Annotated in this window: 12 protein-coding genes; 6 read left to right on the top strand and 6 right to left on the bottom strand. The window is 43.1% G+C overall.

Features of this window, described 5'->3' with window-relative positions:
- The first annotated feature begins 353 nt into the window (after positions 1 to 353).
- Both DFR62_RS03810 and DFR62_RS03805 read left to right on the top strand, forming a co-directional pair.
- On the top strand, positions 354 to 932 hold the full coding sequence (locus tag DFR62_RS03810) for a competence protein ComK (RefSeq protein WP_121298136.1): 579 nt from the start codon (positions 354 to 356) through the stop codon (positions 930 to 932).
- A 203-nt stretch (positions 933 to 1135) separates the two neighbouring features.
- Entirely contained in the window at positions 1136 to 1753 is a 618-nt protein-coding gene (locus DFR62_RS03805) for an HAD family hydrolase (RefSeq protein ID WP_121298135.1), read from the top strand.
- 60 nt (positions 1754 to 1813) lie between these two features.
- On the opposite strand, the gene DFR62_RS03800 is transcribed toward DFR62_RS03805, so the two are convergent.
- The 4 genes from DFR62_RS03800 to DFR62_RS03785 all read right to left on the bottom strand — a co-directional run bounded on the left by DFR62_RS03800 (position 1814) and on the right by DFR62_RS03785 (position 4344).
- Positions 1814 to 2473, bottom strand: a complete 660-nt coding sequence (locus DFR62_RS03800) for a hypothetical protein (protein WP_135449664.1) — start codon at positions 2471 to 2473, stop codon at positions 1814 to 1816.
- A 100-nt stretch (positions 2474 to 2573) separates the two neighbouring features.
- Positions 2574 to 2786 carry a hypothetical protein gene (locus tag DFR62_RS03795; RefSeq protein ID WP_121298133.1) on the bottom strand — a complete coding sequence of 71 codons (213 nt, stop codon included), beginning with the start codon at positions 2784 to 2786 and terminating at the stop codon, positions 2574 to 2576.
- A gap of 204 nt (positions 2787 to 2990) precedes the next feature.
- Positions 2991 to 3659, bottom strand: coding sequence for a hypothetical protein (locus tag DFR62_RS03790; RefSeq protein ID WP_121298132.1), 669 nt, complete (start codon positions 3657 to 3659; stop codon positions 2991 to 2993).
- 211 nt (positions 3660 to 3870) lie between these two features.
- On the bottom strand, positions 3871 to 4344 hold the full coding sequence (locus DFR62_RS03785; protein ID WP_121298131.1) for a VanZ family protein: 474 nt from the start codon (positions 4342 to 4344) through the stop codon (positions 3871 to 3873).
- A gap of 311 nt (positions 4345 to 4655) precedes the next feature.
- Here DFR62_RS03785 and galU point away from each other — a divergent pair, with 311 nt between their 5' ends.
- On the top strand, positions 4656 to 5537 hold the full coding sequence (galU, locus tag DFR62_RS03780; RefSeq protein ID WP_121298130.1) for a UTP--glucose-1-phosphate uridylyltransferase GalU: 882 nt from the start codon (positions 4656 to 4658) through the stop codon (positions 5535 to 5537).
- A gap of 128 nt (positions 5538 to 5665) precedes the next feature.
- On the opposite strand, the gene DFR62_RS03775 is transcribed toward galU, so the two are convergent.
- Positions 5666 to 7201: a glucosyltransferase domain-containing protein gene (locus DFR62_RS03775; protein ID WP_121298129.1), complete on the bottom strand. Its 1536-nt coding sequence runs from the start codon at positions 7199 to 7201 to the stop codon at positions 5666 to 5668.
- Between the two features lie 255 nt (positions 7202 to 7456).
- On the opposite strand from DFR62_RS03775, the gene DFR62_RS03770 reads away from it, so the two are divergent.
- Positions 7457 to 8434 (top strand): glycosyltransferase, encoded by a 978-nt coding sequence (locus DFR62_RS03770; protein ID WP_241663171.1) that lies wholly within the window; start codon positions 7457 to 7459, stop codon positions 8432 to 8434.
- 335 nt (positions 8435 to 8769) lie between these two features.
- On the opposite strand, the gene DFR62_RS03765 is transcribed toward DFR62_RS03770, so the two are convergent.
- Positions 8770 to 9546 carry a hypothetical protein gene (locus DFR62_RS03765; protein WP_121298127.1) on the bottom strand — a complete coding sequence of 259 codons (777 nt, stop codon included), beginning with the start codon at positions 9544 to 9546 and terminating at the stop codon, positions 8770 to 8772.
- 273 nt (positions 9547 to 9819) lie between these two features.
- On the opposite strand from DFR62_RS03765, the gene DFR62_RS03760 reads away from it, so the two are divergent.
- Together DFR62_RS03760 and DFR62_RS03755 are read left to right on the top strand one after the other, a co-directional pair.
- Positions 9820 to 10338, top strand: a complete 519-nt coding sequence (locus DFR62_RS03760; protein ID WP_121298126.1) for a DUF6241 domain-containing protein — start codon at positions 9820 to 9822, stop codon at positions 10336 to 10338.
- 541 nt (positions 10339 to 10879) lie between these two features.
- Entirely contained in the window at positions 10880 to 13858 is a 2979-nt protein-coding gene (locus tag DFR62_RS03755; protein ID WP_121298125.1) for a dynamin family protein, read from the top strand.
- Positions 13859 to 13875 lie beyond the last annotated feature (17 nt).

Below are 13875 nucleotides of genomic sequence, written 5' to 3'. Positions count from 1 at the left end.
TGTATTCGCTGGAGATCAACGGCCGTGAGAGCCCGATTGGGTCGACCAACCATCAGTTTTGTGTTCGCTGATTGGCGTTTCTCTCAGGCGTGGAAGAATGTGATATGCCGCGATAATGATTGCGGCGTATTGATGAATCGGATAGCTGTTCTCGAAACTGACGATGAATATAGAAATGAGGGGGGTGTGCTGTGTTCACTGTTAGGGGGATAAAGACAAAAAGAAACCTCCGGATGTCATAGTCTTGGTCGACAAACATCCGGAGGCAGTCAGTTGGAGTGTACCAACTATTAGTTAGTATACTCCTTTTTCGGTAAAGAAATACATCAAAAACCACAAAAGGGGATAGAAACGTGAGAAAGCGTAAGAATTTCAAGTTGGAAATGAACATAGAGAAGGAAATCGGGCAAGATACCGTATTGATTTTGCCGGACTATGATGAAAACGGTTGCTTGAACTCGGTGATTTACCATACGGACGGCATGATTAAAGTTGAGTCGAAGCCTTTCGATTTAATCGATACGAATCTGCGTTTCCGCGGCTCGAGCATGCGCGGAGCGGTGGAAGGCTCGTCGGCGATTCTCGGGAAACTCAATAAGAATCCGGTCATCATCGACCGGGATAAAGGCATTATCCTATTACCAAGCAAATCAGCGATTTTGGATGACTGCGTGTGGCTGTCCTTGCAGCACATTATGGAATGCTTTAGCTTGGAAGGCAACCAGACGAAAGTGACCTTGAGCAACGGCAGTTCGATCGTGCTCGCGGGAAGCAAGAAGTCGATCCAGCGCCGCATGGAAAAAGCGTATGAGCTGCAGTTCAAGATGGAAGCGCAGAAACGCATTTTCGACAATGGAAGGGTCATCTCGGAAAATGCGTATCATTTGGTGAAGCAGGCGGGCCAAGTAAATTATGAGCATCAGGTGGAATAGGTTTTTGGGGGAGAGTGGGCTGTGTGCCTGCTCTTCTTTTTTTGGTTTTGTCCCTGTGCGTGGCACAATTCACATGCACTTGAGTTATCAGAAAGACTGTCAGGTAGGGATTTCTGGTGAACGTGTGTGTTTTTCGGTCCCTGTGCAAGACACAATTCGATGCGGTAGAATGGAGAAAACGCAGTGGAGAGGGAGTCATACGGATGGACAGCATCATTTTTGATTTGGACGGGACGCTTTGGAATCCGCTCGAGGTATCGGTAGCGGTGTGGAATAAGGTATTGGCGGACAACGGTGTAGAGGAGAAGCTCTCGAAAGACGATTTGCGTGGCATCATGGGGATGCAAGCGGATCAAGTCGGGGAGAGGTTGTTTCCACATCTTTCGAAAGAGCAATGCGAAAAACTGACGGAAGAGTCCTCGGAACTGGAATGCGTGTATTTAAGAGAACAAGGCGGGCAGTTGTATGACGGCGTCGAGCATGTGTTGGAGCGGCTGTCACAGAAATACAATTTGTACATCGTCAGCAATTGCCAAGACGGCTATATCGAAAGCTTCTATCAATACCACGCACTGGACAAGCATTTCATCGATTTCGAGAATCCGGGAAGAACGGGCTTGTCGAAAGGCGAGAACATCCAGTTGGTCATGGAGCGAAACAATGTGGATTGTGCGGTGTATGTCGGCGATACGAAAGGTGACCATGAGGCTGCGAAAAAGGCCGGGATTCCTTTTGTGTATGCGGCGTATGGATTTGGGGAAGTGGATGAGTTTGATTATGTGATCAAGCGATTCGATGGATTGTTGGAATTATTCGATTGAAAAAAAGCTGGAACTCTTAACACAATGGAAGTTCCAGCTTTTTCATCTTCTTACTTAGGGCTATTTAATTGTCAGTCCTTGAATTTTTTCATAGATGCTAGAGCCAAGTTTGCTTTCAAAAAGACCTGCAATAACGCCGATTAAGAGTTGGAATTCAGTTCTCCCTGTGATAGCTTCAAAAGATGTTTCACCAATTTCAAAGCTAAAAATCTCACTATTCAATAATAAGAAGAAAATTATGGCACAGAGACCGATATAAGGCAGTCGAATATAGATATTCATGTTGTCCTTTTCAAGGACGCTTAAATCATCTAACTGAAAGGTTAGTTTTCTCGCCCCAAAAGATATCCATAGCCCTACCATCGAACCTGTCCATACGGAAAAATATCCGATTAATGGCGTGATATTGGTGATTGATGAGAATACACCATACACGATCCAACAAGCTACAATTGAAACAAGAGCGCCGATTCCTAATAACTTCATGTAGCGATTTTTAATTCTGTGTCCTTCTATCAGTAAAATTTCCTGCTTCACTAAATCGAGTGATGTTTGGGCTAGTTTAGGCTGTGGAGATACACCTAAAAAACCTACTCTAGCTAAAGATAATAGCTTATTGAAGTAGACTCTTTTCGTTTCTTTCTTTGTATGCTTTAGACTTTTTACGATAGTGACTGTATACTCAATGCTTTTAAACAATTCCTCGTCTATTAAACTCATTTCTAGCGGGTCTTTACCGGGGGATCTCTCGAAATAGAGATCAAACTCTTCGTTTGGATTTTCAGTTATACGGCTGAAAATCCCTATTTGATTCTCAGTTTTAAAAGGGCCGGCCACAAGACAGGCAAGAATCTGGAGGTGGAGCTACAATTCCTCTGCGATGTTTTTCATGCCGTTTTTCATCTAGCATGAAATTTCCTTGTTCATCTAGTTTAACGACTGATAGCAACTCGAGAATTAGTTCAGCTTCGTCATCGGTTAATTCTCTTCCGCCATTACTGATTTTGATGAAAAGATCTCTTGATTTATCCACTTGAGGAGCCTCCTTGAGTTTATTTTGTTGAATCAATTATACTATTTATTATAAATTATTACATCGTTTATTTACTATTTTTAAAAGATTTATGATATTTTATTACCGGTGGCCCAATATTTTATAGTACACTGGATTTTGTTGGATTTGGAAGAAAAAAGCCGGAACTCTCGCTTTCGAGGTTTCCGGCTTTTTTACATGGGATTAATTTTTCGCATCTTCGTCCAGCTGTTCATATAACTGGTCCGTATCGTAGATGGATAGATGAGTGATCTTGCCTTCTGGCGTACAGACGGCCACACCGATGAAATCGAAGTGCTTGGGAGGATCGGGTGCGGTGACGTATTCCAAGTAGACGAAGAATTCATAAGCGCTGATGCCAGCGGCGTTTCCATCGATTTGTGCTTTATCCAGCGTCAAATGCTTTGGAAAGATCTCGTAGTCGATATTGGCGCGGTGCAATCTCAAGGCGTTTGGCCATTCCGTTTGGACATAATTTTCGATTGCGGTGTCGGTTAAATACGGTTTGTACACTTCAGCCGCATGCACATAATACTCATCCAGTTCAGGGTCTCCCCATAGATAGCCGGGATGTTCTCCGTAACTGCTGTAAGCGCCGGCAGCCAATTCTTGCTGATTTTGGTCTTCGACTTTTTGATCGATTCGGACGAGTTCCTCGTCAGGGCCGTAGAACTCCATATTGATGACCGAGTATATGGCCGTTTCACAAGGGTCTCTCATCTGTTCGGGTGATTCTTCCGTGTCGACCGTTACATTTTGGCTGGCGGCGGCGAAAAACGCACTGAGCAGCATCAATCCCTTTTTCCTCAGCTCTTTCAATTTCAAAGGCTCGGTCAAGGATGGGCGAATCATTTTAACTCCTCCTCGTAGTCTGGCTTATATGTATAGAAATCGAGTTGGTGGAGGAGAGAGCTAGTTATTTGCTTTTATCATATGCCCATTGCTCGCCATTTCCCATCGTTAAATCCTGTAATTGGAAAAGAAATGACTGTGGAAATTCGCGTTGTTTAATTGAAAAAAGCCGGGATTCCATTTATCAGGGAGTCCGGCTTTTCATCTGGATTCAACGCTGTTTTTCGTCTTTCAGCATGCTGGATAGTTTCTGCATGGCGGAGAAGAAAGCGGGTACGATGCCGCCATGTGCTTGAACATACACGCCCAAGCGGTAGGCGGCGTATACGCCGGCGATGTCGATGAGGACATCGACCAGCCTGCCGCTGCGCTCGAAGAACAGTTGAAGAAACTCAGTGAACAAGGCGAACAAGCTGCACAGGACGATGGCGACGCGGTGGTCTTTGATGGCTTGATTCACTAATAGGTAAAGGATGCCGAACGACAAGGCGTGGCCGGTTTTCTGGAACACGTAGAGCTTAGAGTCGAGGTGGATGTCGCTGGTGATGAACAAATCGGACAGGTTCGGGAACAGCCGGATGTTGAAGTCGATGTCGCTTGCGAACAGCGCCATGAAATTGTAATTATTGGTGGCGACCAGGATGCATAATGCCCACAGGAGGGCCGGGATGTATTTGGCTTTCATGGTATGGTCCTTTCCCCGTGGATGCGGATTGTAAGTGTTTAATTTCATTTCAGGACGATGATGTACCAGCGATCTGGCATTCTGCTGTTTATTCATAAGAGTACCACAGGACATTCTTTGCCAGCGAAAGGAATCGGAGGAGTGAATGGCTAAAACCTACTGCATCGAGTAGCGCCTTAATCACGGCTTTATTATGTAGATACTCCAAATGGATTTGTGATCCTGGTCTAAATTTTAAAAAATGGTATAATTTTCTTGTGTATAAGAAAAAAGAAAATCGGATTTTATTAAATGGAAAAGTAGGTGCATTCATGAGAGTCAAAAAGGCGATTATACCTGCGGCGGGTCTTGGGACGCGTTTCTTGCCGGCCACAAAAGCGATGCCGAAAGAAATGCTGCCGATTGTGGATAAGCCGACGATTCAATACATCGTTGAAGAAGCGATTGCTTCCGGTATAGAAGACATCATCATTGTGACTGGGAAACATAAGCGTTCCATTGAAGACCATTTCGACCATGCCTTTGAATTGGAAGATACCTTGTTGAAAAAAGGGAAGATGGATATGCTGGATTCCGTGTTGCAAACGTCGAATGTCGAGATCCATTTTATTCGTCAAAAGCAGCCGCTTGGCTTGGGCCATGCGATCTGGTCAGCACGTAAATTCATCGGTGATGAGCCGTTCGCTGTGTTGCTCGGGGATGATATTGTCGAAAACCCGGAACCTTGTTTGGCGCAGTTAATGAACCAGTACGAATTGACCCAAAACAGCATCATTGGCGTGCAGCAAGTACCGGAAGACCAAACCCATCGCTACGGCATCATCGATCCCATTTCGGTTGATGATAAATTGATCGCGGTGAATAAATTTATCGAGAAACCGGCAGCGGGGACCGCCCCTTCTAACTACGCCATCATGGGCCGCTACATTTTGACGCCAGAGATTTTTCAGTTTCTTGAAAAGCATGAGCTCGGCGCTGGAGGGGAGATCCAATTGACGGATGCCATTCAGCAGTTGAATGAGCGGCAACCGGTCTATGCGTATGAATTCGAAGGCAAGCGCTTTGATGTGGGAGAGAAATACGGGTTTATCGAAACCACCATTGAATTCGCCTTGCAGCGGCCGGAATTGAGAGATCAATTGCTGGCGTTGTTTGAGAAAAAGTTGGAGCAAGCGAAGTATCGTGTAGACTGAGTTAAAAAGCTGTTCATACCTGCAGGGTTCGCGAAGTGCTTGCCGATTGATCGGCTGGGTAAATACATTTCATTGCCATAAGTAAACCGCCTGTCCAAGCATCGTGAATTCTTGGGCAGGCGGTTTTTTTAGTCATCCAATTTGATGATGATGGTATCACCGACTCGTTGGACAGCGCTGGCTGCGGGCCATGGCTCCATTTCTTTGTATAAGTCGCTTTCCTTAATTTCTTCTCGCTCTTCCGCACTGGACAAGCCATAGGAATAGCCGAAATAGTTTTTCATCATGCGCTTATAATGAGGCGGGTGAGCCAAGAAACGATCACCCAACATGCCCGTCATTTTCGGTACATTCTGCGGCACTTCTACGGAGCTGACGCTGCTTTCCATCGAGATCCGACCGAGCACCGCCAGTTTGGTGGCTTCTTCTACGCCTTCTGTCTGTTCGATGCGGTCCACGACACGGTTCATGAAGGCGTAGGAACGCTCGTATTTCAAGTTCATATTAAAATAGGAAATGTTGGCGATGATCGCAAAGTTGAAGACGATCAAAGCAGAGACCAACAAGGTGCTCCAGGACAAGACCGGTGTGGTGAATTTGACAGGTGTGTAATTATCATAAAAGACAATTGGCACATAATAGAAGCTGACCAATGTCATGACCATCAGCATGTGGTAACTGACATCAGACGACACGAAGTACAAACTATAAGCCGATATCGGCAAGCTCAGCAATAACACAATCGCTATGCCGAGCAGCCAGCCGTGGCGGTAAATTTTATGGTGCACGGCAAACCAGACGAAGCCGAGTATGATCAGGGTGAAGGTGGCAACATTCAACATTTCAAAAAGGTTGACCGGCATCTCCGTGATATAGCCGCGGAAGAAAAATTCCTGGAACGATTCTTTGATTAACGTGAAGCGTTCGGATATGGTGATCGACGTATCGCCGATTTCGTTCAAGCCTTGATAATTGGAGATCTTGCCGGCAAAGAAATTGGTGTAGAGCGTAAAAGTGATGCCATACAGCGCCATGCCGATTCCCGTCGTCATCAAAAAGCGCAAAGCGTACGTGAGGGTTTTCCGTAAACTTGACTGCTGCGTGAGAATTTCATTGAGCAACACCACCGTGATCAGCGTGAGGGCGAGAGGCAAATTGGCTTGGTAGACCCCGACGCTCACGAAAAACAGCACTGCCCCCGGCAGAAAACCGTAAGTGTATTTCTTGGTGATCACCAGCGAAAGGACGGTTGTGAAGAAACCGAGCATATAGGCGTCGGCCGTGAACATATAAGAAAAGGTGGACGTTACCGTCGGGAAAGTCACGAGCAATCCGGCAGTTAAAATGATCGACAGTTTTTTGCGCAAGCCGAATAATTCCGTCAAGGCGGCTGAGGTCAACGCGAGATAGAAAATGGATAAAGCCCCGTTGACCCACGGCAAGTCGAAATAGGAACTGATGCCGCTAAACGGCGACAGGAAAAAGCGCCCGAGCGAGAACTTTTTTTGCGACATATGGATATTCAACAAGCTGTCGTGGTTTGGGATGGCATTCGTAAACATGAAGAGATGAGTGAGGAAACCTATGATAAGCGCAGCGAAGAACGCAGTTTTCCATTGCGGCTTGATCGCGTTTTTAAGGCGTAGCAATACTTGTTCTGGCATGGAAATCTCCTTTTTTCGGCAATGATGAAGACAGGCAGGGGGATGAGCAGTTAAAATCTCCCTTGCAGCTGCTGGAATCAAGCACTGGTATTTTAATTGATTGAAACATTGAGAATTATACCATATATTAGGTAGTAGGAATCTGTAAAGCTCGTAATATTTTCCAAATTGAGTCCGAATTGTAGGATTGACTCATCGACTTGTTTCAAAATTATTGCTATTATGATAATATATGACTCCAATAATAAGAAGTGGGTGGAAACGATTAAAAAATTAATTACGATTCTTATACCTGCCTATAATGAAGAAGAAGTACTGACGCCTCTTTTGCAGCGCCTGAAGGGTGTAACGGGGAAACTGCCGAACTATAGTTTCGAGTTCCTGTTCGTCAATGACGGCAGTACCGACCGGACATTGGAGATGTTGAGGAAAATGGCCAAAGTCCATTCTGAAATCTCCTATGTGAATTTATCGCGAAATTTCGGCAAGGAAGTGGCGATGCTCGCGGGGTTCGATCATATCAACGGAGACGCCGTCATCATCCTCGATGCCGATTTGCAGGATCCCCCTGAGCTCATTCCGCGAATGATCCGCTACTGGGAAAAAGGCTATGATGACGTATTTGCCAAACGCAATACGCGTGCGGGGGAGACTTGGTTCAAGAAATGGTCTTCCAATTCCTATTACAAGATTCTGCAGAAAGTCTCGAGCATCCCGATCCAGAACAACACCGGCGATTTTCGCTTATTGGACCGCAAATGCATCGAAGCGTTAAAGCAGATGCGCGAATCCGAGCGCTATACGAAAGGCATGTTCAGTTGGATCGGCTTCAACAAAAAGGAATTGCTGTTCGACCGTGAGCCGAGGGCAGCCGGCACCACGAAATGGAATTACAAGAAGCTGTTCAATTTGGCCGTAGATGGCCTGACGTCTTCGACGGTGGCACCGCTGCGGATTTCGTCGTTCTTCGGGATCGTCATCTCGATTTTCGCCTTATTGTTCATGTTATTCATTTTCGTCCGCACCTTGGTCTTTGGCGGCTCGGTGCCCGGGTACCCGTCATTGATGACGGTCATCCTGTTCCTCGGCGGAATTCAATTGATTTCGCTTGGGATCATCGGTGAGTATTTGGGGAAAGTGTTCAATGAAACGAAGAAACGCCCAGCTTATTTGATCAACGAGTATTATTCGCCTATCGCGCTCAGAAAAAATGAGCGGCGCAGAGACGGGTGAAGTCCATAGAGTACAATACATGAAAAGCAGCGGTCTCCGAGTGGGAATCGCTGCTTGTTTTTCGAGAAAGATAAGACGCTGTATTTTCCGAAGCTTATTGCTCGCTTTCCGTGGGGCGGGAATCGAGCCTCCTCGTCACTTCGTTCCTGCGGGGTCTCTCAAACCCGCTAGTCCCACAGGAGTCGAGCAAACACTTCTCCAAATACTAAGATAGGTCGTTGATTAATATATCGAAAAGCTAAGGTTTTTTGACCTATAGTAGATTACGAACTTATTCAACACTCTAAGCAGCGATCCTTTGGAGACCGCTGCTTAGAGTGTGAGAGCTATGGATGTCAGGTGGTTTGCTTGGTTTTCGTGTAGCGTCTTTTTATTGCACCATACGGGAAGTTGAAAAGAATCAAGCCCAGCCCGACGATTGTCGTGATCCACGGGTAGAGCAGCGGGTACAAGAGCGACGGGTAATAATAACCCGGCGGCAAGTAATAATTGATCGGCCCGCTGTAGTTTTCGGTGATCAATTGCGTCTGCAGCTTGGATTTGTTGTCGAAGGTGAACAGTTGTTGCGAGACGGTGCCATCTTTGGTGATTTTGATGAGTTTGTATTCGAGTTGTTCCAGGTCGACATAGCCTTCCATCCAGCCATCTTCATCAATCTGTCTCGTGTCGTAACCATTTTGCCAAATGACGATGGCGAAGAAATCCTCGTCGGTGAATTTGTCTTCAACAGTCCAGTATGTAAGGTAATGCGTATAGCGGTCGAGGCCAGCGACTGCGATGTCTTCGGAATAAAGCAATTGCACTGGATAGTCTTCGAGTGTCTCAACAGTTTCGCCGTTGACCGTCAGGCGGATATCACTGGGATGAACGAGCTCGTCCGAGCCATCAAAATACGGCTCGCCGGTTGTGATGTGCGAGGCGCGGATGATGTTCCCGTAGTAATTGGCATCATCCGGAGCACCGGCGTAATCAGCGTTCAACTCGTCGATGTCGTAGCGCGTGTCCATTTCAATCTTATATGCGATTTCCATGAGCATCGGCGTGATGGAGGGAAGCGAAAGTGCCACGAGGATGATGCCGATAATCAGGCGTTTGCGTTTAGGTTGGGTCATGGGGAGAATCCTTTCCTGCTGTCTATGTATAAATGCCTATTTAAAGTATAGCAAGAATATCGCTTGTTGAGAGGAATTCATTGACAAGAACCTGGCTTAATTTTTAATAAGTGGAAGAATAGAAGTGCTGGAGTAATGTGAATATTAAACTGGATAGGAAGAAAGATACTAGAAGTGCAGCATTTCAGAGATTTTTGTTGTATAATAGTCCTTGCTTGTTTTAAATCGCTTTTGACGGAATAAATTTGCCGTTGAAAGGAAGGACGTGTCTATTTGAAAACTGTATTACGAACGATCATTATCCTCCTGGTGAGCTTAGCTATACTCGCGGGAGCTGGATATTGGGCGTACAAGAGCTTGACCGCGAGCGACGAGCAGCAAATTTCCAAGGCTGCAGAGGAAGCTGAAGATAAGCTGCAACAAGGGGAAGACACTGAAGCACCTAAAGCGAATGAGCTTGTTGAAACTGTGGGCTTGAGTGAAGGTGAATTCCAGATTCATCTTCACCAAATGACACATCAAAAAATCCAAGCGACCGAAAAGCGGGGGGCGATCGAGATGACGCCGGAGCGCATCGATGAAATGTTAAAAATCTTACGGGCTAACGAAGACGCTTATAAAGAGTACGAATTCTATGAGCAAAGCTTGAGCGCTTGGGAAGAAGGCAATTTCTCCAATGCCGTCAATGTGCACAACACCATCTGGGAATGGCACAATGGTACGGTCGGACGCGCGACGGGGTTGTTGTCAGAAGAGCAGGAAGCGGAGTACGTGGAGAATAATTTTAACTAATAATGGTCTGCCTTTGGCAGGCTATTTTTTATAAAATAATAACCTTAATGAATTTAACCCCAGATGTTAGACACTTATTAACCAGTGTCTAACATCTGGGGTTTTATGCGATTGAAGTTATAAATTAGTTAGAGCACTAGTGAAAAAATAAGAATAAAAATTAATAGTGAAAATCTCTGAAATCTCTTGCAGATAAAAATAACGATAAAAGTTTCAAGGAATAAAATGAAAGTAGTTTTTCTTAATGTTAGATTATAAAAGGATGGATATTTAGATTTTTTTGTAAAGTTATAGGTATAAGTTCTCATGAAAAATTATATTTTTAATAAGATAATTATCACATGCAAAGTGCTGAATTTTACCATTAAAGAATCAAAAATTGGCTACATAAGATAGTTCTTTAGGGTTGATAGAGGTTTACTATTGTGATTAATAAATAGTCAATATTTTGCATCTAGAAAATTTTCTCTCGCATCATTGATCAGTGTGAAAGACATAGCATGATTTCTTTCGAATATAAATTGTAGAACGGGTGAAGAAGATGACAGAAAAAGAAAGAATTATTAAAGGGATGAATAAGTGGATTTTATTGAATGATAAGGATCATTATGCGGATTTCCACAAAAAATTAAATTCTATTAAGGAAGACTTCGAAGATCGATTGATGATAATGGTAAGTGGAGAATTCAATGCCGGAAAATCGACTTTTATCAATGCAATACTGGGAGAGGAATTACTGACAGTCGATATAACTCCTGCAACTGCAATGATTACAAAACTAACATATGGTGATCAAAAGAGAGTTATAGCGCATTATACTAATGGGAGTCAGGAAGAATTCGATTGGTCATGGATTGAGAATTTAACAGCTGAACGCGAAGGAGAAGGTGAGTGTATTCGTCAGCAACTTTCTTATGTTGAATATCAATTACCTTCGGATTTTCTGAAAAAATTTACACTAATCGATAGTCCAGGTTTAACCGCCCTTCACTCTCATCATACCGCTGTTACTGAACGGTTCATGAAACGTAATGAAGTTGGAATATGGCTATTTAATGCCATGAGTGTAGGAACTGCTTCGGAGTTAGAATGGCTGAAAAAAATGCGCGCTCTGAATATACCTACATATGGAGTAGTGAATGCAATTGATCGTTTAGACGAGGAAGAGGATTTGGATCAATTCCTTGAATACAATGAGCGCAGATTGTATCCACTTATTAATAAGCTTTATGGAGTTTCAGCCCAGGAGATTTTGAAGGGCAAAATGGAACGAAATGCTGAGTTGCTTGACTGGGGCAATGCACAGGCGATTGATGAATTACTGAAAGATATCGGTTCTGTCGAAGAAAGAAAAATTGATAGTTTTTATCGAAAATTAGTACCGGTACTTGAAGAGTTTAGAGAAATACATAAAGGCGTGAAATCTTCATTGCTATTTGTAGGAGACTCGCAGAGCTATAGGATATTTAATGAAATTTCCTATCCTTCATTTTTGAAAGAACAAAAAGCTTATGAAAAGAGTCTTAGACAAGTTGAAAAAGAACGCGCTGCATGGAGTGATTTATTAAATGGTAATCTCTATATCTTCAGCAAAGTAGAAAAGATCATCGAAAAATTGGGCAATCCCCAAAAATTGAATGCTATATGGAATTCAAAAATTTTGGGTGAAATACAGGTGCTAAAAGAAGGATATCCCAATTTGGAAAATATTTTACGAGGATTGTTAAGAAAAAGAGAAGAACTCGATACACAATGGAAATCTACTATTTCAAATACGAAAATACTCAATCATAAAATTGAGTTCTCAAGACTTGAAAAAAAACATATTGCTGAAGTGAAAAATTGGAACAAAGAAGCAGAGAAGTTAACGAATAAGACCAGACAGATAGAGAAAGAAATAACTGCATTCAAGGAGTTGCTAGAAAACGAAATTGAGCAAAATTTTGCTCGTTCGATGAATAAATCCTTGCCATTCAAGAAAAACCTTCAAAAGACTATTGAGTTAGTGCATAAACGTTTTGATGGAATTTCTCAAGATGAAATTCAAATTGTAAGAAGTCACATTGAACTGCATAAGAACTTTCATCAAGATGTTCATCCTCTTGTATTCCCGACAGAATTGTCTAATAAGAATAATGAAGAACTTGATAAAGTAAGAGCTAATTTGAATGCAATCTCAACACTTTATCATGAAGAAAACTATGAGCTATCTCTTGATCACTTAGAAAGAGTAATATCGTATAGATTCAATGTATTGGATAATATTGAAATCGACTTGAGCTTTGTCAAAGGAAGCGCATTCGATTTAAAACACTTCGAGCAACTTGAGATTGAATATAAGATTACTGAAGAACAAAATAGAGAAAATATTGCTATGAGGGCTACCAATCTAAAGATAATATTAGCGGTTGCAGGAGGGGCTGCGGCATTAACCGGCATGTTCTTATCATATGACAGCTATGATGCAGGGCCTAACACTTCTGATCAATATAAGAGTCCGGAAAGTTATTTTGTTGAAGAAGCTGCATCTGATATGGAAGAGTGGTTTGCGGAAGACTCAAGTATTGAAGCAGCAAGTACTGAACCAGGTAGCGTTGAATTTGCTCTTGAAGAGGACGAGTCCGCTGAAACCTCTGATTATGAAGGATTAGAAGAAACTTCTGACGAGCAAGAGGAAACTCGGCTATACGATTTCAGTGATATAGAGATTGAAGAATTCTTCCGGGAATACCGGTCTGCTTATATGAGTGATTTAAACGGTGAGTCAACTGACAGAATAGCTGATTATATAAATACGGATAGCGATTTATACGATGCTTTAAGTGATTTTGTAAACGACAATAGCTACACCGATAATTATTACGACTTTGAAGAAAATGAAGTTCTTTCTATTCAGCGAGGGAAAGTTGGAGAATATGAAATGCTCGCTCGAGAGACCTTTTATTTATACGGGGAAGATGACAGTGAATTTTATAATAGCCGAACTAAGGAGTACACCCTTGCTACTAACAGTAATGACGAATTACGGATTTTAGGATATGAAACGATTGAAAAGTCCAATGAGATGATCAAAGCGCCTGAAACGGAAGATGAAGAGTTTGATACCGATACAGAAGGTATAGAGACAGTTTATCAAGTAACGGAAGAGCAGATAAGCAGTATGGTGAGTTCTTATTACACCGCTTTGGAGGATGGTTTCAATGGCGGCGGTTTTGGAATAGTTGATTATTATCTTTCGCATGATGGGGCAGAGTATGAACCAACTAAAGAATATATTGAGAAAGCCATAGATGAAAATATGAAGATGATCAATCACGAACTGACCGTAGAAGATATTGAAATCCATGATTCAAATCATTACGTAGTAACGGTTTATCTGGAAGATGAGTACCATTACCAAAGCGGTGCAGGAGATATAAAGGAAGTCCGCGCACAATACTTAATAAAGGTGACGGAATACGGGGATATGTTAATAGAAGAAATGCTGTCACTGGATATCCTGAATAAATATGAACTTTAAACAAGTAGAAGGGAGCA

It is taken from the genome of Planococcus citreus, from assembly GCF_003664125.1.
Classification (GTDB): domain Bacteria; phylum Bacillota; class Bacilli; order Bacillales_A; family Planococcaceae; genus Planococcus; species Planococcus citreus.
This window is presented reverse-complemented; position numbering and strand designations above follow the sequence as displayed.